14 protein-coding genes and 1 riboswitch are annotated in these 23,334 nt (G+C 62.1%); of the genes, 6 read left to right on the top strand and 8 right to left on the bottom strand.

Annotation, left to right across the window (positions count from 1 at the left end; translation table 11 throughout):
- Positions 1 to 286: 286 nt before the first annotated feature.
- Complete coding sequence (locus tag ACMZ6R_RS16030; RefSeq protein WP_416113273.1) at positions 287 to 2,335, bottom strand: acyl-CoA dehydrogenase family protein; 2,049 nt, start codon at positions 2,333 to 2,335, stop codon at positions 287 to 289.
- 233 nt (positions 2,336 to 2,568) lie between these two features.
- Here ACMZ6R_RS16030 and ACMZ6R_RS16025 point away from each other — a divergent pair, with 233 nt between their 5' ends.
- Complete coding sequence (locus tag ACMZ6R_RS16025; protein ID WP_416113271.1) at positions 2,569 to 3,681, top strand: DUF342 domain-containing protein; 1,113 nt, start codon at positions 2,569 to 2,571, stop codon at positions 3,679 to 3,681.
- Positions 3,682 to 3,716: 35 nt separating this feature from the next.
- Here the strand turns inward: ACMZ6R_RS16025 and ACMZ6R_RS16020 are convergent, their stop codons facing one another.
- From ACMZ6R_RS16020 to ACMZ6R_RS15990, 7 genes are all read right to left on the bottom strand, one after another.
- On the bottom strand, positions 3,717 to 6,083 hold the full coding sequence (locus tag ACMZ6R_RS16020; protein WP_416113269.1) for a glycosyltransferase family 39 protein: 2,367 nt from the start codon (positions 6,081 to 6,083) through the stop codon (positions 3,717 to 3,719).
- Positions 6,084 to 6,371: 288 nt separating this feature from the next.
- Positions 6,372 to 8,603, bottom strand: a complete 2,232-nt coding sequence (locus tag ACMZ6R_RS16015; protein ID WP_416113267.1) for a vitamin B12-dependent ribonucleotide reductase — start codon at positions 8,601 to 8,603, stop codon at positions 6,372 to 6,374.
- 315 nt (positions 8,604 to 8,918) lie between these two features.
- Positions 8,919 to 9,632, bottom strand: coding sequence for a glycosyltransferase (locus ACMZ6R_RS16010; RefSeq protein ID WP_416113265.1), 714 nt, complete (start codon positions 9,630 to 9,632; stop codon positions 8,919 to 8,921).
- A gap of 258 nt (positions 9,633 to 9,890) precedes the next feature.
- Positions 9,891 to 11,882, bottom strand: a complete 1,992-nt coding sequence (locus tag ACMZ6R_RS16005; protein WP_416113275.1) for a ribonucleoside triphosphate reductase — start codon at positions 11,880 to 11,882, stop codon at positions 9,891 to 9,893.
- A complete protein-coding gene (locus ACMZ6R_RS16000) occupies positions 11,806 to 12,531 on the bottom strand; it encodes a radical SAM protein (protein WP_416113263.1) in 726 nt (241 codons plus the stop codon). The genes ACMZ6R_RS16005 and ACMZ6R_RS16000 overlap by 77 nt, the downstream gene beginning before the upstream one ends.
- A gap of 247 nt (positions 12,532 to 12,778) precedes the next feature.
- Entirely contained in the window at positions 12,779 to 14,812 is a 2,034-nt protein-coding gene (locus ACMZ6R_RS15995; RefSeq protein ID WP_416113261.1) for an APC family permease, read from the bottom strand.
- A 232-nt stretch (positions 14,813 to 15,044) separates the two neighbouring features.
- Positions 15,045 to 15,179: riboswitch (cyclic di-AMP (ydaO/yuaA leader) on the bottom strand.
- A 45-nt stretch (positions 15,180 to 15,224) separates the two neighbouring features.
- Positions 15,225 to 16,253, bottom strand: a complete 1,029-nt coding sequence (locus ACMZ6R_RS15990) for a glycosyltransferase (protein WP_416113259.1) — start codon at positions 16,251 to 16,253, stop codon at positions 15,225 to 15,227.
- Positions 16,254 to 16,273: 20 nt separating this feature from the next.
- Between ACMZ6R_RS15990 and ACMZ6R_RS15985 the strand changes: the two genes are divergently transcribed.
- The 5 genes from ACMZ6R_RS15985 (at position 16,274) to ACMZ6R_RS15965 (ending at position 23,282) form a co-directional block, all read left to right on the top strand.
- Positions 16,274 to 17,359: a DNA polymerase III subunit delta gene (locus tag ACMZ6R_RS15985; RefSeq protein WP_416113257.1), complete on the top strand. Its 1,086-nt coding sequence runs from the start codon at positions 16,274 to 16,276 to the stop codon at positions 17,357 to 17,359.
- Between the two features lie 87 nt (positions 17,360 to 17,446).
- Entirely contained in the window at positions 17,447 to 18,133 is a 687-nt protein-coding gene (gene radC / locus ACMZ6R_RS15980) for a RadC family protein (protein ID WP_416113255.1), read from the top strand.
- Positions 18,134 to 18,150: 17 nt separating this feature from the next.
- Complete coding sequence (locus ACMZ6R_RS15975; protein ID WP_416113253.1) at positions 18,151 to 18,426, top strand: acylphosphatase; 276 nt, start codon at positions 18,151 to 18,153, stop codon at positions 18,424 to 18,426.
- 82 nt (positions 18,427 to 18,508) lie between these two features.
- Positions 18,509 to 20,977 carry an endopeptidase La gene (lon, locus tag ACMZ6R_RS15970; RefSeq protein ID WP_416113251.1) on the top strand — a complete coding sequence of 823 codons (2,469 nt, stop codon included), beginning with the start codon at positions 18,509 to 18,511 and terminating at the stop codon, positions 20,975 to 20,977.
- A gap of 244 nt (positions 20,978 to 21,221) precedes the next feature.
- Positions 21,222 to 23,282 (top strand): methyl-accepting chemotaxis protein, encoded by a 2,061-nt coding sequence (locus ACMZ6R_RS15965; RefSeq protein WP_416113249.1) that lies wholly within the window; start codon positions 21,222 to 21,224, stop codon positions 23,280 to 23,282.
- The last annotated feature ends 52 nt before the right edge of the window (positions 23,283 to 23,334 follow it).

Raw genomic sequence — 23,334 nt, 5'->3', positions numbered from 1 at the left:
GCACGAGGCGCTTCGCCGCTGGCGCACCTTGTCGCCGCAATCGCGTCCGGCGTCGGGGCGCGAAGCGCCTCGTGCCGCCGGGCCGATTGCGGCGACAAACGTTCGGCGTCCCCGCCGTCCGCCTGTCCCAACCGCACTGTCATCCATCATCCCAACCCGGTAAAGGGGGGACCGGGGGGCATCAAGCCCCCCGGCGGGGTCCGGGGCAGAGCCCCGGCAGGTCCAGGGCAGCGCCCTGGCGGGGGCGTGGGGGCGGCGCCCCCACCTCTCCTTCCCTCCTCCTTACTTACAGCGGATAATCGAGCGCTTCCGGGATCATCACCTGGGTGATGGCCTGACCGGCGCGTTCGCGGGCGGCGCCGGCACCGGCCATGGAGATGTCCACGGCGGCACGCAGGGCGGCGAACGCGGCCATGTCCGCGCCTTCGGGAGCGTAGCCGCACACGAGGTTCGCGCACACGCGGGCGGCCTCGCCGGCAGCCTTGGCCGCCTGCAATTTGGACAGGTCGCTGAAAAAGGACACGTAGCCGGCGAGGCCCTCGGCCACAACCGGATTTTCCGGGCCTTTGGCGGCCAGTTCCAGGATGTCCAGAATGAAAAGGCGGCTGGCCAAAAGCGGGCACAGCGCGTCGGCCAGGGGAAAGGTCACGGCCTGGCGGTTGCTGTGGTAGAGCTTCTTGCCGTCGGCGTCTTTGCCCTTGGCCAAAACACCCATGGCATGTTTCCAGAGGGCGAAGCCGGCGGCCACGGTGGCGGCGCCGGTCTCGGGATTGGTCGCGGCCGCGCGCTCCATCTCGACGATGTAGTTGTCGAGGTAGACGGCGAAGATGTCGCTGGCCATGGTGATGGAGAGCTGGCGGCGCTGCACGCACTCGGGGCCTTCGTAGGTGGCTTCGAGCTGGCTGTCGCTCCACTTGTGGAACAGGAAGCCGGGGCAATCCTCGGTGATGCCGTAGCCGCCCATCATGGCCACGGCCTCGCGCATGACGGTGGCCCCGCCGCCGGTGTTCCAGAGCTTGCAGGCCGGGCACAGGACGCCGGCTTCGGCTTCGAGGGCCTGGTATTTGACCACCGGGTCGGCGTCGAGGGCGGCGAACCGCGCGGCGTCGCGGGACGCCTCGGGGGTGAAAAGCAGGTTCACGTATTCGACGGCCTGGGGCAGGACCTTTTTGAGCGCCGAAAGCTGGGCGCGCATGCCGGTGACGCCCGCCGCGGCCAGGGCCGCGTCCTTGGCTTTTTCGGTCGGGTCGAGGTTGTCGAAGAGCCGGGCCGTGCCGAACCCGAGGGACGCGCTGGCCTCGCCGGCCGCCCAGACCTCGGCCAGACGGATGGGGGCGTCCTGCTTCTGCTGGATGCCCAACTCATACTTGGGCGTGCCCTCGGCGCAGGCGTCGCCGCCACGGAAGCGGCCGCGCTGGTAGCGGATGACCGGCTCCACGGCGGACAGCAGCTTGGCCGTGGTCATGAGCGCCACAGGCACGCGGGTGCGGTGGAACACGGCGGCGATGATCTCGGAGTGGGAATAGTTGGGAACGATGCAGCCGTCCTTGACCGTGTAGCCGCCGATGATGCGGCTGGCCGGCACCTTCATGCTGAAGACCGGGTCGCGGGTGGAGGACAGCTGGTGGACCATCTTGAGCGTGGGGGCGCCCCGGTCGAACAGCCCCGGGTCGGTCTCCTCCAGGATGACCATGCAGGAGGATTTGATGCGCGGGTCGGCGGTATCCACGGCCACGGTGGCGAAATTGGCGAAGTCCATGCCGGTGATGAAGCGGCCGCGCTTGTCCACCTGAAGCATGGGCTCCCCGCCCTCTTCCCAGGAGTCCACGCGGACCTTGCCGACCAGCACGCCCGTGTCCACGCCGACGTAGGGCAGGGGCTCGGTCAGGGCGAAAACGCCGCGCCAGGGAGCCTGTCCCGGAGTCGGGGCGGCCAGGCTCATGTAGTGGTCGCGCTGTTCGTCGGTGCCGCGCTCGTGGATGGGGGAAAGGGCCAGGTTGCCGGCCAGGGAGCAGGTGGCCGCGCCGGCGTCGACCCAGGCCAGCTCGAAGGCGACCAGGGCCAGGGCCATGTTCTTGGGGCCTTCGATGAAACCGCCCTGATGGGGGTCCATGAAGACGGCGGTGATGCCGGCCTCGTCGAAAGCGGCAAGGAGTTGGACTTTTTGTTCGGTCCATTCGTGGGAATGACGCGCGCCTTCGGCCACGAGCCTGGCGACCAGTCCCCTGGCCACGGAGCGGGCGGACTGGACTGCCATCTGGAGGTCGAAGCGGTCGGCGAAGCGCCACATGATTTGCCGGACGTCGTCGCCCGGAAGGGTGCGAAGGGTTTCCATAGGGTTCGCCTTATTTCGAGGTTTGGACGCGCCAGGGCGCATGGATGCTGCAAAAAAGTATTAAACGTTAAAATATTCGGCACGGGGCGTCAATGAAGGGCCCGGCACGGCGGCTTGCGGCACTCCGATCCGGGCAAAGGTTTTCCGGCCCGACACCACGCCGGGGCTTGTATTACCCCGGCCCCTTGGGTACGTATGACACAAGGCACTCTGGAAAAATCGGCGGAATCCCCATGCCGTATCGCCTCAAGTATTATTTCGATCCGAACTACGAACACCGTCGCCTGCGTCCCAGGAGCCGCGACGATGGTTCCGTGGACCAGTACGACCTGGGCTACGTGCAAAACGTGGTGGTCGAACAGGTCCTGGCCGAATGGGAGGAACTCGGGCCGGACGTCCCGCCCGGGGCCGGCGACGTGGTGGCGGACCAGCCCGCCTTTTCCCACGGCGAGGGCTGCCGGGTGGACCCGGGAAACCCCAGGCGGCTCGTCGCGTCGGTCAATGGCCACGTGGCCTGTTCCGACGGCAAGATCACGGTCCACGACACGCTTTCGGTCGGCCACGACATCGACTTCCACACCGGCAACATCGTGGCCATCGGCGACGTGCTGGTCGGCGGCTCCATCCGGTCCGGCTTCCTGGTCATGGGGCGCAACGTGACCGTGCGCGGCCCGGTGGAAGCGGCCCGGGTCCAGGCCATGGGCAATCTCTCCTGCCAATCCGGCATCATGGGCGGCGGCAAGGCCTCATTGCGGGCCGGCAAGAGCCTGCGGGCCAAATTCTGCGAAAACGCGGCGCTCCATGCCGCTTGCAACATCCTCATCGAGGGCGCGAGCATGCATTGCCGGCTTTTCGCCGGGGAAAAGCTGGCCGTGAAGGGCCGGTTGGTCGGCGGCGAGGCCTATTGCGGCGATGCGGTCTACGTGGGCGAACAGCTTGGCGGCGGCGGCCAGAGCCAGACGCGGCTGCTCGTGGGCTACGATCCCGAGCGCATCCACAAGGACCAGCGCCTGAAGGCCCGGGTGCGGGAGGCGCGCATGGAGATCGAGGCCTGCCGCATCGAGATGCAGCGGGGCAGCGAACGGGCCGAGGCCTGCGCCACGGAGCTTTCCCACTACGAGAAGCTCCTGGCGGCCTGCAAGGCCCAACTCTGGCAGTTGTGGTCGAGCCCCGACGCCTTGCGCCGGTTCGCCGACTGCCGGGTGATCGTGCCGGGGCGCGTCGGGGCCAATGTCGAGATCAACATCGGCGAGGCGTTTCTGACCGTGCCCGAGGACACCCGTGACGTGGTGTTCCGCTACCAGGACGGCGAGGTCGTCATGGAGTATCCGGCGTTGCGCAAGTAGGCCTTTGACGCCAAAGGTCAGGTTGCGGCAAACGGTCAGGGCTTTGCCTCGGGATATGTCGCCAGAAGAGCCCCATCGCGTTCCCAAAGCTGGGCGTGATACAGACGAATTTCATAGTTCCGCGCAGCCCCCGTATCCTCAGAATCCAATTGTAGCGGGATTACCGCACCAATAGGGGACCACCCAGCGGCATTTGATTGATACACCGCTTCAGGTTTATTTTTATCGCACGAATCGCGACATATTTTCACATATCCGTCTTCGCCTGACACTCTTGGATAATAATAGAGAATATTATTATCCAAATTTTTTTTGAAAAATATACTTCCTTCTTCACTGGCATTTTGAGGAGAAAAAACGTTTTGCCCAGACTCAACATGCTTTGCAATATTAAGATATGACAAATTTTCCACGAAGAACGGTTGCGCAAAACTTTTACTTTTCAACAAAAGATCACTGACTTTACGTCTGCATTCTTTTTCTTTATTCTTTGCGCAATAAAAAACAAACGCCTTTTTTATTTTTATTGACGGAACGTCGTCTGCGTACATACCCATGGATTTATTCCCTGCACAATACAATGAGAACGTAATATAAAGCGGTCGAGATGTGTCACTATCCGATATTTTAAAATAATTCAGCTTACCATCGTTGAGAGCAGAGCTCGACAAGGCCTTATATTGCGATCGGAATTTGTCTATCGACCAACCCGCTTCGATGCGATTACCTTTATCCAAATTGTTATAACCGATAACAACATAAACATCACGCGCCGCAGCATCATTCTGCGTATCAAAATCAAAACGATATGTTGCCGTTCCAATCTTACCTATAGCAGCGGGAACAAGCTCCCAGGAATTATCCGGATATAACTTTATTGCGTTATAATCATTCACCAAGGAGTAAAATGCACGCGGTGTAAAATCTATTGCTGATTCACCAGACTCGCCCGAGAGCATAATACGACGAATTCTCGGGACTACTTCAGTATAGATATCAAGAAAATCCAATTTTTCCGGAATATAATTTTTCGCAGCGAGGCTCTTATCGACAAAAGATCGCACAAATGGCGTTTTATACGCTGAAAAATCTATATATTTAATAATCTGGCTGTCAGTCTTTGATGGAACATTAATATCTATATAGTTCGGTTGGATTGTCCTCGATATCAACCAGTTAACAGCCCTCCCGATATTCGTATTGAGCCAGACAACCGCCTCCCCCTTATTGATCATTCCTGGCAAAGCATGCTCATACAGACTAAGATCACCGATATTGTATACCGTCGAAAAATACGCGCGTTCACCATAGAGTTTTTTTGTGTAATAGCTTAAATCGGTAAATGAAACAGCAACAAATAATAGCAAAACTAATAAAAACTTATAACAAGCAGCACACCGAAGAACAAAAACGTCCACAGCAGTGGCGACGAACAAACAAAGCACCGGGAACATAAAATACATGTGAAAAACAGAAAGATGCTCTATCCTTTTAAACAAAACACATAAAATAAAATATAGAATAAAAGTCACAACGACAGAGATTAGCATCCTATTTCGTTTGCAGACAACGACCATACCAATAATGACTAGTATCATTATTAAGACGCTAGCCATCCCTTGCGGAACAGCAAAAAGTACAGTTTTACTAATCGCCGTTATGATTTTGCTTACAGCATCAAATAGAGAACCTGCGGTTCTCACATATTGATTCTTTCGCCAAAGCAATAATGGGACCAAAAAAAATAATGTTGGGATTGATGACAAAGCTGAAAAAAAGCAAAATGACAAAAAATCTATTTTTCTTACTTTGTTTTTAACGAGGCAGTAAAGAAGTATAATTCCTTGAGAAACAGGAACAGGTATCATCAGATAGTGTATATTGATCATTAACGCGTTAGCAGCAATAAGCAGCGACAAATAAATATATTTTCGAGATTCAAGAAACAATACCATGAAGTAAAGACTCAGAACAAAGAGGAGACATAAAAATGAGTACGGCCGAACCTGGCGGGACATGAGTATGGCGTACGGAGATACGGAAAAAAGTACCAAAGCAAAATAAGTAACAAATTTATCGCAATATCGCTGACAGAGTTTATACATCACGTAAAAAGTTGCCACAAAAAATATTACTGGATATATGCGCAACGCAAAATTGGAATCGCCTGTAAGAAAAAACAACTTCTGAATAAAAAAATACAGAGGAGGATGAACTTCATAAGTGTAGCAAAAATCAACAATACTTCTAACTGAATTTGTGGAAATCAGTATAAAATTTATCTCATCATTCCAGAATGCAGGGGTTTCGAGTTTATACAATCGGAGACACACCCCGACTACAAATATACTAATCAAAAAAATAATTTTATAATTATTTTTCTTATCAAGACAGATATTCATGATTGAGCTCTCGTGTGAGGGAGGCACCCGCGGCCGCGGGACGTAAACGGCTCTGGCGACACTGCGGCCTCAGTCCATTGCCCGCTCCCCATCGTCGTCGGCCGTGGCGTCACGGCGACGGGGGCATCATTGACCACATTCAGAACCATAGCGTTCCCGAACGACCCCTATCGGAACACGGCAAGGCCAAGCACAAACCGCTTTTACCAGATGCCTCGGAATTGCCGCAACCAAGCGAAGCGCATTGCCGACAGGCGAATCATGCCTGGATGCGCTGCGAGATGAAAACTAACCACACTTGGTATAGCCGCAGGCCTTGCACACGTGGCAGCCTTCCTCGAAGGTCAGCTCGCCGCCGCAGTCCGGGCAGGTGGGGTTCATCAGGTTGCCGGTGTCGTCGTGGATATGCGCGCCTTGCAGGTAGCGGTTTTCCAGCACCCAGGACACGGCGTCCGGGATGGAGAGCAGCAGGCCCTTTTTCTGGAAGACCGGATTCTCGCCGCCGATGCCCTTGAGCTGGCCCACGATGTCGGCCACGTCCACGCCCGAGCGCAAGGCCAGGGACACCAGCCGGCCGATGGCCTCGGCCTTGGCCGTGACCGAGCGGCCGGACTTGCCGATGGTGGCGAAGACCTCGAAGGGCTTGCCTTCGACCTCGTTGACGGTGAGGTAGAGTTCGCCGAGCCCGGTTTTGACCTTCTGGGTGAAGCCGAAAACGATATCCGGACGCACGCGCACCTTGCTTTGGGGCTTGGCCGTCTCGGCCTGGCCGCCCTCGCCCGTGCACAGCACCTGGCCCGCCTTGCAGCCGTCGCGGTAGACGGTCACGCCCTTGCACCCCAGCTCGTAGGCCAGCCAGTAGATTTCCCGGATATCTTCCTTGGTCGCCTTACTGGGCAGGTTGACGGTCTTGGACACGGCGTTGTCGGTATACTTCTGGAAGGCCGCCTGCATCTTGAGGTGCCAGACCGGCTCGATGTCCATGGCCGTGACGAAGACGTCGCGCAGTTCCTCGGGCAGCATGCCGATATGGGCGATGGAGCCCTTGCGGGTGACCTCTTCCATGAGGCTTTCGGAATAGGCCCCGGCTTCCTTCATGGCGGCCACGAAATGGGGGTTGGCCTCCACGAGCTTTTCGCCGTCCATGACGTTGCGGGAAAAGGCCAGGGCGAAAAGCGGCTCGATGCCCGACGAGCAGCCGGCAATGATGGACAGGGTGCCGGTCGGGGCGATGGTGGTGGTGGTGGCGTTGCGGTAGGGGCCGAGGTTGCGCTTGCCGAAGACGGAATCGGCATAGGCCGGGAAGGGGCCGCGTTCGGCGGCCAGGCTCTTGGAGGCGGAACGGGCCTCGGCCAGGATTGTCTCCATGACCTTTTCGGCCAGGGACAGGGCCTCGGTGCTGTCGTAGGGGATATGCAGCAGGTAGAGCAGATCGGCGAATCCCATGAGGCCGAGCCCAATCTTGCGGTTGGCGTGGACCATCTCGGTGATCTGGTCCAGGGGATAGCGCGAGGCGTCTATGACGTTGTCCAGGAAACGCACGGCCAGGTGCACGGTTTCGGTCAGCCCTTTCCAGTCGATGCCGTCCTCGGCCTCGGGGTCGAAAAAGACGGAGAGGTTGATGGAGCCGAGGTTGCAGGCCTCGTAGGGCAGAAGCGGCTGTTCGCCGCAGGGATTGGTCGACTCGATCTCGCCCAGGGCCGGGGTGGGGTTGTCGCGGTTGATGCGGTCGATGAAGACGATGCCGGGATCGCCGGATTCCCAGGCCTTGCGCACGAGCAGGGAAAAGACCTCGGCCGCGCTCTGTTTGCCGGCCACGCTCTTGTCCCGGGGATCGATCAGGTCGTAGTCCTCGCCCTTTTCCACGGCCTGCATGAAGCGTTCGGTCAGGGCCACGGAGATGTTGAAATTCTGGAGCTCGTTTTCGCGCTCCTTGCAGGTGATAAATTCCAGGATGTCGGGGTGGTCAATGCGCAGTATGCCCATGTTGGCCCCGCGCCTCGTGCCGCCCTGTTTGACCTGCTCGGTTGCGGTATTGAAGATGCGCATGAACGAGACCGGCCCCGAGGCCACGCCGCCGGTCGAGCCGACGCGGCTTTTTTTCGGGCGCAGCCTGGAGAAGGAAAAGCCCGTGCCGCCGCCGGATTTATGGATGAGCGCCGCGAATTTCACGGCGTCGAAGATTTCCTCCATGGAGTCGCCGACCGGCAGCACGAAGCAGGCGGCGAGCTGCCCGAGCGGCGCGCCGGCGTTCATGAGCGTCGGGGAATTGGGCAGAAAGCGCATCCCCGCCATGAGGTCGTAGAATTTGCGGGCCAGGGCCTCGGGGGTGAACGGCGACTTTTCGTAGTTCGCCTCCACGGCGGCTATGGCCGAGGCCACGCGCCAGAAAAGGCCCCGGGCGTCCTCTATGGGCGTGCCGTCGGGGCCTTTTTGCAGATAGCGTTTGGCCAGGACCACCTGGGCGTTGGGATTTACGGCGGCTTCGGGCAGATCGGCGGGTATGGGCAGGGTAGTCATAGGCGGCGAATCCTCGGGTACAGGGTCAAAAAAAGCGTAGCCGCAAAAAGCGGCTCGACGAAAAAAAACAATATATTTAAGGCGGCTACAAAATAGATTTGGCGTCGGAAGGACGCTCCCCCACTGCTCGGGAACCTACACCAGCTTGCAAGGAAAGAAAACCTTCGCCCGGGGGAAGCCCCACCCGGAGGAGGCGCAAACGCCGCGCACCCCACAGCCCCGGCCGGGAGCCAAAACCGGCGCACACAGCCCCAATGCCGCCCCGGGAGGTGGGACGCCCCCAACGGAAACGACGCCCGGGCGCGGCATCCCGTCTTACAGCCCGAGATTGAACTCGGCGAGGATCTCCTTGTTTTCCAGCAACTCGCCGCGAATATAGTTATAGACGTTCATTCCATGCACGGTTTGCAAAAAAAGCGGCCTGGTTTCTATCTGGGCCACGGGAGCCACCTCGTATATGGCCGGGTGGTCGACCCAGAACACGGTGTGCGGCGGCTTGTTGCGCTCCAGCAGGCTGACGAAGGCGTTGGTCAGGTCGAAAAAGTCATAGAGGGCGCCATGGTTGAACTGGAGACCGTTGGGGAAATTAATGTACAGCTCGGGCGGCGGCGGATCCTGCGCGGCCAGCATGGTCGTGACGACGTTGTGGAGCACGGCGACGAACCTGTTGGACAAGGCGTCGTCGTTGTCCAGCCTGGTGGTCAGGCAGTATTCATATTCCTCGAATGTCTCCGTGATATAGCGACGCACCCGGGGCATGATCGACGGGAAATCGTTGCAAAAAAGTGGCACGAAATTCTTGTATTTTTGCAGTGAGGCGACAATGCGCTTGAACTTCGCCGGCGTCTGCTCGTCAAATAGGACAAGCCAGGTGAAGTCCTGGCATTCCTGCCCCGCGACGGAGGGGAGACAAAACGTGCTGAAGAGCTCGAAGCGTTCGGCGAGCCAGGCGTCGCTCAAACGGAAATCATAGGGCGTCGGATTGATATGGACATTGAAACGGGTGATGATGCAATGCTTGAAGCTCATGACGTATAACGATGCCCGTCAAATGGTTCCCTGACGAAGTTCCGCCACCGCGATCAAAAAATCGCCTCCGCGACCGAAAAACAAACACATCGCGCCCCGCAGTGCAATCAGGCAGGGGGGCACGCTCCCCTGCCTGATTGCACGGGAAAGCCTAGTGTGGCGTTCTCTAAAAAATATGACAATATTTTTTAGAGAAAAAATAATTATTTAAATATATTACTCCAAAAATTCGTATGCACGAATTTCGAGAACGCGACACTAGCAGACCTCCCCGTAGGTCAGCCGCTCGGCATACTCCGCCTGCTTGCCCTTGTTCCACATGGACACCGGCCGGTAGTAGCCCACGATGCGCGTGAACACTTCCGACGGCGCGCCGCATTCCGGGCACTCGAAATGCTCGCCCTTGATGTACCCGTGGGTCTTGCACACCGAAAACGTGGGCGTGATCGACAGGTACGGGATCTTGGTCATGGTGAACGCCTTGATGATAAAGGACTTGAGCGCCTCGGTGTCGGCCACGGCCTCGCCAAGGTAGGTGTGGAACACCGTGCCGCCGGTATAAAGCGGCTGAAGCTTGTTCTGGTGCTCCAGGGCGTAGAAGACGTCGCGCGAGAGCCCGACGGGCAGCGTCGTCGAATTGGTGTAATACGGCGTGCCGTTGCCCGAGGCCTTGATGTCGGCGTAAAGTGCCTTGTCGATCTTGGCCAGGCGATAGCTCGTGCCCTCGGCCGGGGTGGCCTCGAGGTTGTAGAGGTTCCCGGTCTCCTCTTGGAACCGCGACGTCAGCTGGCGCAGGTGCCCCAGCACCCGGGTCATCATGCGCAGGCCGGCGTCGGTCTCGATGCCCTTGCCGAGCAGGTTCAGGCAGGCCTCGTGGCCGCCGATCAACCCGATGGTCGAGAAATGGCCCTTGAAGCCGTTTTTCAGGTAGCGCCGCGTCCAGGGGAAAAGCCCGCGCTCCAGGTTGTCGCTGATCATCTTGCGCTTGAATTCCAGCGCGTCCCTGGCCAACTCGGCATACTCCTGCACGAGGTCCAGGAAATCCTCCTCGCCCTGGGCCAGGAAGGCCAGCTTGGGGAGATTGAGCGTCACCACGCCGATGGACCCGGTCAGGTCGCCGGCCCCGAAAAGCCCGCCCACCTTGTTGCGCAACTGGCGCAGGTCCATCTGCAACCGGCAGCACATGGAACGCACGTCCTCGGGCGACAGGTCGGAATTGATGAAGTTCTGGAAATAGGGCGCGCCGTACTTGGCCGTCAGTTCCAGAAGCAGGGTGCCGATCTCGGAATCCCAGGGGAAATCGGCCGTGATGTTGTAGGTCGGGATGGGAAACGAGAAAATCCGGCCGTGGTAGTCGCCCTCGGCCATGACCTCCAGAAAGGCCCGGTTGATCATCTCCATTTCCGCCCGGAAATCGCCGTAGATGGCGTCGCGCATCTCGCCGCCGACAATGACCGCCTCCTTGGCCAGATGCCTGGGCGGGGCCAGGTCGAAGGTCAGGTTGGTGAAAGGACTCTGCCCGCCCCAGCGCGAGGTGGTGTTGAGGTTGAAGACGAACTTCTGCATGGCCTGCTTGACTTCGCGGTAGGTGAGCCCGTCCTCGCGGATGAAGGGGGCGAGGTAAGTGTCGACGTTGTTGAAAGCCTGGGCCCCGGCCCACTCGTTTTGCAGCGTGCCCAGAAAATTGACCATCTGGCCCAAGGCCGCGTCGAAATGCCTGGCCGGACCGGCGCAGGAGCGCCCGGGCAGATTGAAGCCCTCAAGGAGCAGGTCGCGAAGGCTCCAGCCGGCGCAGTAGCCGGCCAGACCGAACGACAGGTCGTGGATGTGGAAATAGCCGTGGTCGTGGGCCTCGCGCGCTTCCTGGGGATACTTGCCGAGGGCGTAGCGGGCCTGGACCGTGCCGGAGAGGTGCAGCATGAGCCCCTGGAAGGAGTGCGTCATGTTGGCGTTTTCCGCCACCCGCCAGTCGGTCTTGGAAATATAGTTGTCGATGACCTCGGCGATGTCGAGAAAGGCGGCCTTTTGTTCGCGCAGCTCCCGGCGCTTTTCGCGGTACACGATGTAGCGGCGGGCCACGCCGAAAAGCCGCGACTCCATGAGCACCTGCTCCACGGCGTCCTGCACGGCCTCCTGCTCGGGAACGTCGACGCCCTCGAGCTTGGCCTCGACCTTATGGGCAAGCCGCGTGGACAGCAGCGGGTCCTGGATGCCGCTGGCCTTGAGGGCTTTTAAAATCGCCTGGGCGATGCGTTGGGTCGACCACGTTTCCAGACATCCGTCGCGCTTTCGAATCTGCTTGGGCATGCCCCTCCTCCTCCCTTTTCAGTCTTGGCTTGCGAAACGCCTGCACGGTGAGCGTGAACCCCGACGGCAGGGCCTCCCTGATCTCCCTGACGTCGTCCCCGGTCAGCTCCGGAACCTGGGTGGTGCGAAAGGCGAAGCGGTCCGGATGCCGCAACGCCAGGGAAAAGACCTCGCCAAGACGGTCGGCCGCCTCTTCCGGGGTCACGGCCCCTCCCGTGACCAGGCCGTACTTGGCGTAAGGCGCCTTGACGTCCACGGAAAACCGCGCCCCGGGCAGCCGGCCAAGGACCTCGGCCAGCACGTCCGGCCGCATGCCGTTGGAATCGATCTTGACGGCCGGGCCGCAGGCGGCCAGCTCGGCGGCGAAATCGGCCAGGCCGGGCACCAGGGTCGGCTCGCCGCCGGTGACGACAAAGCCGTCGAGCCATTTGGCATGGGAATCGGCGAAACGGCGCACCGAAGCGGCATCGAGGGGCGTCTTCCCCTCGCTGCCCCAGGCGAGCCCGGCGTTGTGGCAGTACGGACAGCGCAGGTTGCAGCCGCCGAAAAAAAACACGGCGCTTAAACGCCCCGGCCAATCACACAGGGACATGGGCTCGATGCCTCGCACGAGCCCCCAGGCTTGAGAGACCTTCATTGTATAACAATACCAGTAGGATATAGATGAAGTGACAGCCCGGTCGCTCCCCAACGACCCGGGCGAAAGGCTCCCCTGACACCCCCGAAAATCGCTATTCGTCATACCCCGCACCGGCCCGATTGCAAGCGCAAGTTTTCCCCAGCCGCCTGGGGGAAACCCCAACGTGCCGCCATGGCGGACGATCCCCGGCGGTTTTTTTTCAGGCAGCCATGGCCGTCCCGCCATCGGGCCGATCGAGCATGACGGGCATGATCATAAACGGCAGTCCCAACCGGTAAAGCTGGCGTTGCAGGGTGAAAACCACGTAGTTGTGGAGCAGCCGGGTGAGGAAGGTCTCCTTCTCGAAAACGATCTGGCCGCCGAAGAAAATGGCCTTGGGAAAGCGTTCGCGAAGCGACGGGGCCAGGTCGAGGATCTCCTGGACGATGTCCGTGCCCACGGCCCAATGGGCCTCGGCGTGGTAGCCCCGCTCCCGCATGAGCCCGACGTAGGTTTGCAGGTCATGCTCCATGCCGACCTTGAGCCGCGCCAGTTCGGCCGCACCCTTGAAAACCGCCGCGTCCACCACGCCGATCTGCACGAAGACGAAGTTGGCGATGTCCTTGCCGAAAAGCCGGACCACGGACAGCAGGGTGTGGATGCCGAGCCCGTTGAAGCCGTTGACGAAGATGACGGCCGTCGGGGCGCGCAGGTCCGGCTCGGCCCCGGAGGCGGGATTGTCCGGGATGGGCGGGGTGTAGGGGTTATTGGGGTCCACCACGGCGCGCAGCACGTCGAGCTTGCGGATTTTGGCCCCCACCCGGTTGTAATGGCGGCGGATTCCCCAGGCGGCGGCGGCCAGGACGCCGGTGATGAGCAGCGTCACCCAGCCGCCCTCGAAAAACTTCACCCAGGTGACCATGACCAGGATGAAGGCCGTGAGCAAAAGCCCCAGGCCGTTTAAAAAGAGCCCCTTTTTCCAGGGAGCGCGCTGGCCGCGCACCTGCCACCAGTGGCGCACCATGCCGAGCTGGGACAGGACGAAGGTGATGAAGACGTTGATGCTGTAGAGCACGATGAGCAGATCCACCGAGCCGTGGGAGACGAGCATGAGGACAAGCGCGCCCGCGCCCATGAGCAAAATGCCGTTCTGGGTGACGAGCCGGTCGGAAAGCAGGGCGAACCGGGCCGGCAGCCAGCGGTCGATGGCCATGTTGGACAGCACGCGCGGGCCGTCGACGAAACCGGCCTGGGCGGCGACGAACAGCAGCAGCGCCTCGGAAACGAGGGTCACGAGCACGAAGCCGCCGCCGAACGTCGGGCCCCAGCCGGCGGTCACGGCCCCGAACAGCACGGCGTTGAGCGTCTTGCCTTCCTGGGGGCGCACCTCGAAGAGCAGATAGCAGGCGATGATGCCGATCACGGTCAGGGCCAGGGACAGGGCCATGTAGAGCATGGTCCGCTTTCCGGTCTTCTCCCGGGGCTCACGCAGGATGGGCAGGCCGTTGGACACGGCCTCGATGCCGGTATAGGTGCCGGCGCCCATGCTGTAGGCGTGGAGCACCAAAAGAAACATGCCCATGAGCCCCAGTTCCCTGTCGGCCGTGGCCACGTCCTGGGTCATGCGCGCGGCCACGGCCGGCATGGCCCCGGCGTGGGAGAAGATGCCGTAGCCGAGGGCCACGGCGTGGGTGACCACGAAGAGCATGAAGATGGGCACCAGGGCCATGACCGATTCCTTGACCCCGCGAAGGTTCAGCAGAATCAGCAGCACGACGCCGCAAACCGCCGCCTCCAGGCGGTAGGGCAGCCAGGCGGCGGGCAAAAAGCTGAAGACGGCGTCCGCGCCGCTGGCCACGGACAAGGTGATGGTCAGCACGTAGTCTATAAGCAGCGCACTGCCCGAGACCATGCCTACCGTCGGGGAAAGCAGTTTGCTCGCCACGATGTAGCCGCCGCCGCCGGTGGGGAACAGCTCGATGATCTGGGAATAGGCGGCGCTTATCACGCCGATGGTCAGCGCCGTGCCAAGGGCCACGAACACGGCCAGAAAGGTGTGGTCGCCAAGGGCCAGATAGGCTTCGGCCGGGCCGTAGCAGGACGAGGACAGTCCGTCCGCGCCGAGTCCCACCCAGGCGAAAAAGGCGATCAGCGACAGTTTGTGGAAAATCGACTGGTCGGCCAGGTTGATGGAATCGCCGATAACGGCGCGGCGGACGCGATGCGCCAGTGAGGCATTCTTGTGCGTGGACATGGGGTATATCCTTGCGCGATGGCAGGGAAAGGGAAGGAAACCGCTGCGGACGGTCCCTCAATCGGGGACCGAGGCTCCCAGCGCCGACGCCACGGCCGGAGGGAAGCGCAGCACGAAACGCGCAAGGGAATGCGGCAAGGCCCAACGGGCCTGGCGGGCGGACTGGCGCGGCGGCATGGGCATCCCTCCGGACGACCGGTTGCGGGAACCCGACGCGCGCAATGCGGTGGCGGGGGTCCCCCTTCGACGTCTACGAGGTTAGCTGACGGGCTCGGGCCGAAGAGGTTGCCCTACGCCTTGCGGCGATGCGCCCCGGGAAGTGGTTCCCCCGCTCCCGCCTTGGGGCGGGACTCGACGTGGCAGGCGTGGTAACGCCACGGCCCGTCCGCGTCAATATGCTTGCCAAGCGGTTTCAGGCGGACAGCAGTCCGTTGTCGGCCAGGAACTGTGCCGCACTGCGGGGGTAGGTCAGCATCTTGTGCACAAACACGCGGTCGAAGTCCTCGTCGCGCCAGGCGGGTTTGCCTTCCTGCTGCAGGATGGAGCTGATGAGGCAGATGAAATTGGCGCGCTGTTCCCGCAATTTCAGCAAGGCGCGCAGGCGGATTTCCTGGGGTGGAATCTTCAGGGCGATCAGCTCGGCCACGGCCGCCGCAATGGCCTCGGGAGAGGGCGCCGCCACACGGCTGATCTCCGGGTCCAAAAAATACGCCCGTCCCCCCTTGCTCGGTGTGGATACCACGGGCAGGCCGCACAGCATGTACTCCGTCGTGGAATAGTTCCCCCCTTCCATGGGCGACAGGCAAAGGCCCACCCGGGCGCGATTGTAGGCCCGGCAGGTCTCCTCCGGAGAAAGAAAACGATAGGCATCGGTGGCCGGGTCATGGTTGAGCGTCGCCATGCCCGGCATCATGGCGCGCAGTCGCTGGAGATAGGCCCTCTGCTGCCTCGGCTTTTCCCTGGGCAGAAAATACAGCAATCCCCAGGAAGGGATATTCCGGGCCAGTTCATGGCGTTTGAACTTCTCCAGGCGTGCTGTATAGACCGCATCGAGATCCTTGGGCACGCCGGGCAGGCAGTGAAAAAGGCGCTCATCCAAAAACGCGTTGTGATGGCAAAAAAAAGCCAACATCCCGTGTTGTTCGAGAATGCGGTTCTCTTCCTGGTCGTTCGTCAAAAAGAAATATTGGTGCTGCGGGTAGCACTGCCGCATGATGTTGTAGGCTTTGCGCGTAACGCACAAGAGGCTGGCATCGAAGTAGGACCACCAGTTGCCCAAAATAAAATAGACCCTGCGATCGGCCAGAAAGGGGGCGAGCATGGTCGCCGGGGCCATGGGATTCCCATAGGCGATGATGATGATGGGGTCGCGGCTTATGCAATGACAGCGCAAGCAATCCTGGATGGTGACCGGGCCTTGCGGCTGCAACGGGCTCTGCATGATCGGAAGACCTCCGTGCCATGGCGGTGGCCGCCAAAATACACGTCCCCCGCCGGTGCGGCAATCCTGCCAAGCCCGTTGCCCCCCGGCCGGGCCTCGGCTACTCTCGACCCATGAACCGCCCCGGCTTTTCCTTTCTGGCCTGTCCCGACCCGGAGATCATTCGTGACCGCGTGGATCGCCTGTTGGCCGAATCCGGCTCCGGGTTCACCAAGATGGTCTTCTGGGGCGACGAGGAGCTTGGCGACCCGTTCTGGAGCGCGCTTACCGTGGCCAGCCTCTTTTCCGGCCGCCGGGCCCTGGTGCTGCGCCGGGCCGAGGCCTGCCCGGCCGAATTCTGGCCCAAGCTGGCCTCGACGCTTCGCGGCTTCAACGACGCGGTCTGGCCGTTTTTCTGCCTGGAAGGGCCTTTCGACCGCAAGGGGCCGAAGTATCCCAAGGGGCTTGTCGGCCAACCCTATTTCAAGGTGGCCGAAAAAAAGAAATGGCTTTTCGTCTCGCCGGGGCTTTCCCGCCGGGACATGGGGCCGCGTCTTTCCGACTGGGCGGGGAGCCGGAAGCTGGCTTTCGAGCCGGGGGTGGCCGAGGCCCTCGCCGCCGCCTTGCCCCTGGACCTCGCCCGGGCCGACAACGAACTGGCCAAGCTGGAGCTGGCCCTTGGCGACCGCACGGTCCTCACCATGGCCGACGTTTGCCAGGTCGGCGGTCACGAGGGCATGGACGGATTCGCCTTTCTCGACGCCCTGGCCAGCGGGCGCGACCCGTCCGCCGTGTGGCGGGAGATCGGGGAAAAGCAGCTGGCCGGCGCGGATATGGTCTTTCCCTTCCTGGGCCTGCTGCTCTACGAAGCCAGGATCATGTGGCGCATCGCGGCGGGCGAGGCCGGCGACGTGCGCCTGCCGTCCTTTGTCCTGCAAAAAAAGCAGGCCATGGCCCGTCGCCTGGGCGCGGTCGGTCTGGCCCGCATTTTCGAGGCGGCTTTTGCCGCCGAATCCGGCATCAAATCCGGGGCCAGAAGGCCGGAACAAGCCATGGAATACCTGACCGCCGAACTTTTCCGCCTTTTCGGCGGCAATGCCCGGCAAACACGTCCGCTTTCGTCATGACCACCCATTTTCACCCCGCCCTTCCCACCCATTCTGCCGTGAAACGTCCCCCCCTATCGTCAAAACGCCTTGCCCAGGCCGCATACTATGCTTACTAAGAAGGAAACGCCGCACTATCTGGGTCACCGTCGCCGCCTCAAGGACCGGCTCGTCAGCGATCCCAAGGCCCTGGCGGACTACGAGGTGCTGGAGCTCATCCTTGGCTATGTCAACGTGCGCCGCGACAACAAGCCTCTGGCCAAGGAGTTGCTCTCCCGCTTCGGCAGCCTGCGCGGCACGCTTTTGGCCCGGATGGAGGAATTGCGCGACGTGCCGGGGTTCGGTCCCGGGGCCGAGGAGTTCGTCACCTTGTGGCGCGAGGCCTGGGCCCGGTTCCACGAACAGCCGGCGCGCGACAGGGTGGTGCTCAACGCGCCCGATATCGTGGCCGAAATGGCCCGGGCCCGGATCGGAGCCAAGGAGCGCGAGGAGTTCTGGATGGCGCTTGTGGACACCAAAAACCGGCTTATCGGCTGGGAGCAGGTGAGCAAAGGCACCGTGGACCAGGCGGCGGTCTACCCGCGCGAGGTCTTAAGCGTGGCCCTGCGCCACAAGGCCAGCGGCATGATCCTCGTGCACAACCATCCAAGCGGCGATCCCCGGCCTTCGGTCGAGGACGTGGAGTTCACCCGGCGCATCAAGAGCGCGGCCCGGGAAATCGACCTGCGGCTGCTCGACCATCTGGTGGTCACGGAGAGCCGTTTTTTCAGTTTCCAGGCCGAAGGCATGGTCTGACGGCCAAGGAGGAAATCATGACACCTAGTCTGCATGCCACCGTGTCCGGCAAGGTTCAGGGCGTGTATTTTCGGGCCTGGGTGTTCGACCAGGCCAAGAGCCTGGGGCTCACCGGCTGGGTGCGCAATCTGCGCGACGGCCAGGTGGAAATCCTGGCCCAGGGCGAAGCAGCCGCGCTTGACGCCCTGAGGCAACGCCTGCCCGGCGGCTCGCCCCTGTCCCTGGTGGAGTCGGTCGAGGCCGATATGATCGACTACGACAAGGCCTACAACGCCTTCGAGATCCGAGGCTAGGCCGGTACGACCCGTCTTTTTCCAAGCGTCACCCCTTCCGGCGGCCCGCGCGCCGGAAGATCACATAGGAGCAAGGCATATCATGGACAACGAATTCGATCCGACCAAGACCGTCGCCCCCCCGACGCCGGGCGAAGGCGACGCGCCCGACGGCAGCGAAGCCCCGGTCGCCAGCGAGTCCGAGGAGAAGAACCTGCCCGACATCCCGGCCGAACTGCCGGTTTTGCCCGTGCGCGACATCGTGGTCTTCAACTACATGATCCTGCCGCTGTTCGTCGGCCGGGACAAGTCCATCCAGGCCGTGGACGCGGCCATAAACGGCTCCCGCTACATCCTCATCCTGACCCAGAAGGACGAAAAAGTGGACGAGCCGGGCGCCGACGACCTCTACCGCGTGGGCACGGTGGGCATGATCATGCGCATGCTCAAGATGCCCGACGGCCGGCTCAAGGTGCTGGTCCAGGGGCTGACCCGGGCCAAGGTGACGGAATTCGTCTCCTCGGACCCCTTCCACCTGGCCAAGATAGAGGTGCTCGGCGAGCGCGACACCAAGGAAGTGACCCTGGAGCAGGAGGCCATGATGCGGGCCGCCAGGGAGCAAAGCGAAAAGATCCTGTCGCTGCGGGGCATGCCCACGGCCGACATCATGGCGGTGCTCAACAGCGTCAACGAGCCCGGCCGGCTGGCCGACCTCGTGGCCTCCAACCTGCGCATGCGGGTGGAGGAGGCCCAGCGCCTGCTCGAATGCGAGGACCCCATCGAACGCCTGCGGCTGGTCAACGAGCAGCTGGTCAAGGAGGCCGAGGTGGCGGCCATGCAGGCCAAGATCCAGAACATGGCCAAGGAAGGCATGGACAAGGCCCAGAAGGACTTCTTTTTGCGCGAGCAGATGAAGGCCATCCGCCGCGAGCTCGGCGAGGCCGGCGAGGAGTCCGACGAGCTTGAGGAGCTCAAAGGCGCCCTGGACAAGGCCGGCATGCCCAAGGAGGTCAAAAAGGAGGCGGACAAGCAGTTCAAGCGCCTCGCCTCCATGCACCCCGATTCCTCCGAGTCCGGGGTCATCCGCACCTACCTCGACTGGCTGGTGGACCTGCCCTGGAAGAAGATGTCCAAGGACCGCCTCGACATCAAGGAAGCCAAGCACATCCTGGACGAGGACCACTTCGACCTGGAAAAGGTCAAGGAGCGCATCCTGGAGTACCTGTCCGTGCGCAAGCTCAACCCGGGCATGAAGGGACCCATCCTGTGCTTCGTCGGTCCCCCGGGCGTGGGCAAGACCTCCCTTGGCCGGTCCATCGCCCGGGCGCTCGGGCGCAAGTTCGTGCGCATGTCCCTTGGCGGCATGCGCGACGAGGCCGAGATTCGCGGCCACCGGCGCACGTATATCGGCTCCATGCCGGGCCGCGTGGTCCAGAGCATCAAGCAGGCCGGCACGCGAAACCCGGTCATCATGCTCGACGAAATCGACAAGGTGGGTTCCGATTTCCGGGGCGACCCCTCCTCGGCGCTGCTCGAGGTGCTGGACCCGGAACAGAACAACACCTTCCAGGACCATTACCTGAACGTCCCCTTCGACCTGTCCAAGGTGATGTTCATCTGCACGGCCAACATCCTGGACACCATCCCGGGACCGCTTTTGGACCGCATGGAGCTGATCCAGCTGCCGGGCTACACCGAACAGGAGAAGGTCAAGATCGCCAGGCGTTACATCCTGCCGCGCCAGATCAAGGAAAACGGCCTGGAGCCGGGCGACATGACCATCTCGGACAAGGTGGTGGCGCGGGTCATCCGCGACTACACCCGCGAGGCGGGGCTTCGAAACCTCGAACGCGAGATCGGGTCCGTGGCCCGAAAGCTCGCCCGCAAAAAGGCCGAAGGCGAAAACCCGCCCTTCAGGGTGACCGTCACCTCGCTGGAAAAGCTGCTCGGCCCGGCGCGGTTCATGGACGACGAGCGCGAGATGGAGCTGCCGCCGGGCGTGGCCGTGGGGCTCGCCTGGACGCCGGTCGGCGGAGCGATCCTGCATATCGAGGCGGCGACGCTGCCCGGCAAGGGCGGCCTGCAGCTGACGGGCAAGCTTGGCGACGTGATGAAGGAATCGGCCCAGGCGGCGCTGACCTACGCCAAGTCCAAGGCCAAGGACCTGGGCATCGATCCCGAGATATTCGAGAAAAACGATATCCACATCCACGTCCCGGCCGGAGCCACGCCAAAGGACGGCCCGTCCGCTGGCGTCACGTTGGTCACGGCGCTGATCTCGGCGCTCACCAACACGCCGGTGTGCAACGACGTGGCCATGACCGGCGAGATCACGTTGCGCGGCCGGGTGCTGCCGGTCGGCGGCATCAAGGAGAAGGTCCTGGCGGCGGTCGCCGCCGGCATGAAGCGGGTCATTTTGCCGGCCCAGAACATGAAGGACCTGCGCGACATCCCGCGCGACCTGCGCAGCAAGATCAAGGTGCTCCCGGTGGAGCGCATCGACGAGGTCTGGCCGCTGGCCTGCGCCGTCGAGGCGCCGGATGCGGATGCGAAAATAGATGCCGCCAAGTAACTCTTGCCAGGCAGAGCAGGACAACAAAGGCCGGGGCTTTTGCTCCGGCCTTTGTTTATCGCGCTCCTCCTTGCACCCGTCTGCCGGCGCATGCGTTTTTACGCATAACCAATTGACTCAACTATGTTTTTAGAATAACTTTTTCGGGACCGCATCGGCCAGTGCGACGGCCGCAAGGTGTGGCCTTTCCGGAAAAACGCGACGTTTCGCCGCTCGTCCTCAACCCTGCCAGGGGAGGTAGGCCATGCGCATCGGCATCACCCCGAAAATCGTCGTTCTCGTCGTTTCCTCCGTCATCATCGCCAGCATCGCCGTGTTCGTCTCCGGGCGCATCGCCTTCGAGCGCGGTTTCACCAAGGAATACGACCAGACCATCGAAGCATTCAAAAACGTCGGCGCGGACAGCATCCTCACGCTGCGCACGCAGTTGCGGACCCTGGCCAAGACCCAGGCCGTGCGGCCGAACGTCATTGCCGGCATAAGCGGCGGCGATGTTTCCCTGCTCTCCCGGCTGGCCCGGGACCTCGTCGCGGCCGGACAGGTCAAGGCCGTCCTTTTTACCAATGCCGCCGGCACGGTGCTTAGCGCCGTCGGGGCCGTCGAAGGCCTGCCCGAAGCCCTGGCCAAGCGCGACGCCAAGCTGCGGGGCGGCGAGGAAACGATCGGATTCGCGCCTGTGGGCGAAAAGCGCCTGCCCCTTGTGGCCACGGCCCCGGTTCGCAAGGACGGCGCCCTCGTCGGCAACGTCGGCGTGGTGGCGGAACCGGCGGCGGACAATGTCTGGGTCGACCACATGCGAAAGACGCTCGGCGTCGAGGCCACCATCTTTTCCGGGGTGACCCGCATCTCCTCGACCATCATGGACGGCGGGCACCGGGTCATCGGCACCACCACCACCGACGCCCAGGTCAACAGGGAGGTCCTCGGGGAGGGCAAACCCGTCTTCCGCGAGCTGACCCTTTTCGGCCGGCCCTTCGTGTCCGTCTACTGGCCCCTTACGGACGCGGACGGCAGACCCGTCGGCATCGGGTTCGTGGGCAAGGGGATGAACGAACTGGCGGCCGCCCTGGCGGCGGTCAACAGATCCGCCGGGCTTGCCGCCGGGGCGGTGGTACTCGTGCTGGCCGGACTGGGTTTCTTCTTTTCCCGGCGCTTCACCCGTCCCATCCAGGCCTTGGCCGCCTTTTCCGGCGCGGTGGCGGCCGGACAGCTCGACGCGGAGCTGACCATCGTCCAAAACGACGAGGTGGGCGATCTGTCCAAGGCGCTCCACAGCATGGTGGGCACGCTTCGGACCAAGATCGGCGAGGCCGAGGCGGCCACGCAAACGGCCAGGGAGGAATCGGACAAGGCCCGGTCCGCCCAGACGGCTGCCGAGCAAGCCCGACACAAGGGCGAGGCGGCCAGACGCGAGGGAATTCTTCATGCGGCGGCGCGCCTGGGCGAGGTCGTGACAATAGTGGAACGCGCCACGGACGCCCTGCGCGGCCGCATTGAACAGTCGCGCCAGGGCTCGGACGTCCAGTCCCAACGCGTTGGCGAGACGGCCACGGCCATGGAAGAGATGAACGCCACGGTCCTCGAAGTGGCCCAAAACGCCTCCCAGGCTGCCGCAACGGCCGACCAGACCAAGGGAAAAGCCGAAGGCGGCGCGGGGATCGTTTCCGAAGCCGTGGACCGCATCGCGGCGGTACGGGACCAGACGCTGACCCTCAAGCACGATATGGGGCAGCTCGGCGAACAGGCCCAGGGCATCGGGGCCATTATCGGGGTGATCAACGACATCGCCGACCAGACGAACCTGCTGGCCCTCAATGCCGCCATCGAGGCGGCCCGGGCCGGCGAGGCCGGACGCGGCTTCGCCGTGGTGGCCGATGAGGTGCGAAAGCTCGCGGAAAAGACCATGAGCGCCACCAAGGAGGTCAGCGAGGCCATCCACGGCATCCAACAAGGCACGCGCACCAACGTGGACAATATGGAGCGCGCGGTGGCGGATACCGCCGAGGCCACGACCAAGGCCCAGGAATCGGGGGAAGCGCTCACCGCCATCGTCTCCCTGGTGGAAGCCGTCGCGGACCAGGTGCGCGCCATCGCCACGGCAACAGAGGAGCAGTCCTCGGCCACGGAGGAGATCAACCGCTCCATCGTCGAGGTCAACGCCATCTCGTCCGAAACGAGCCAGTCCATGACCGAGGCGGAAAAGGCCGTCAGCGAACTAGCCGAGCAGGCGACCGCCCTGGTGGAACTGATCGAATCCATGCAGCGCGAAGCCGCCGGCGAGGCCGCGGCTGCGCTGCCGGTGTAGGAAGCCGGGGGGAACCCTTTCTGTAGAAAGGGTTCCCCCCGGCTTCCTACAC

The organism is Solidesulfovibrio sp. C21 (genome assembly GCF_047785625.1).
GTDB lineage: Bacteria > Desulfobacterota > Desulfovibrionia > Desulfovibrionales > Desulfovibrionaceae > Solidesulfovibrio.
The sequence above is the reverse complement of the archived record's forward strand: the minus strand, read 5'-3'. Positions and strand labels throughout refer to the sequence as shown.

Excerpts from the sequence above, each read along its gene's own strand:
- ACMZ6R_RS16010 (WP_416113265.1), bottom strand. The coding sequence starts at position 9,632 with ATGAGCTTCAAGCATTGCATCATCACCCGTTTCAATGTCCATATCAAT.
- radC (WP_416113255.1), top strand. The coding sequence starts at position 17,447 with ATGCTTACTAAGAAGGAAACGCCGCACTATCTGGGTCACCGTCGCCGC.
- lon (WP_416113251.1), top strand. The coding sequence starts at position 18,509 with ATGGACAACGAATTCGATCCGACCAAGACCGTCGCCCCCCCGACGCCG.
- ACMZ6R_RS16030 (WP_416113273.1), bottom strand. The coding sequence starts at position 2,335 with ATGGAAACCCTTCGCACCCTTCCGGGCGACGACGTCCGGCAAATCATG.
- ACMZ6R_RS16020 (WP_416113269.1), bottom strand. The coding sequence starts at position 6,083 with ATGAATATCTGTCTTGATAAGAAAAATAATTATAAAATTATTTTTTTG.
- ACMZ6R_RS16015 (WP_416113267.1), bottom strand. The coding sequence starts at position 8,603 with ATGACTACCCTGCCCATACCCGCCGATCTGCCCGAAGCCGCCGTAAAT.
- ACMZ6R_RS15965 (WP_416113249.1), top strand. The coding sequence starts at position 21,222 with ATGCGCATCGGCATCACCCCGAAAATCGTCGTTCTCGTCGTTTCCTCC.
- ACMZ6R_RS15990 (WP_416113259.1), bottom strand. The coding sequence starts at position 16,253 with ATGCAGAGCCCGTTGCAGCCGCAAGGCCCGGTCACCATCCAGGATTGC.
- ACMZ6R_RS15995 (WP_416113261.1), bottom strand. The coding sequence starts at position 14,812 with ATGTCCACGCACAAGAATGCCTCACTGGCGCATCGCGTCCGCCGCGCC.
- ACMZ6R_RS16000 (WP_416113263.1), bottom strand. The coding sequence starts at position 12,531 with ATGTCCCTGTGTGATTGGCCGGGGCGTTTAAGCGCCGTGTTTTTTTTC.
- ACMZ6R_RS15985 (WP_416113257.1), top strand. The coding sequence starts at position 16,274 with ATGGCGGTGGCCGCCAAAATACACGTCCCCCGCCGGTGCGGCAATCCT.
- ACMZ6R_RS15975 (WP_416113253.1), top strand. The coding sequence starts at position 18,151 with ATGACACCTAGTCTGCATGCCACCGTGTCCGGCAAGGTTCAGGGCGTG.
- ACMZ6R_RS16025 (WP_416113271.1), top strand. The coding sequence starts at position 2,569 with ATGCCGTATCGCCTCAAGTATTATTTCGATCCGAACTACGAACACCGT.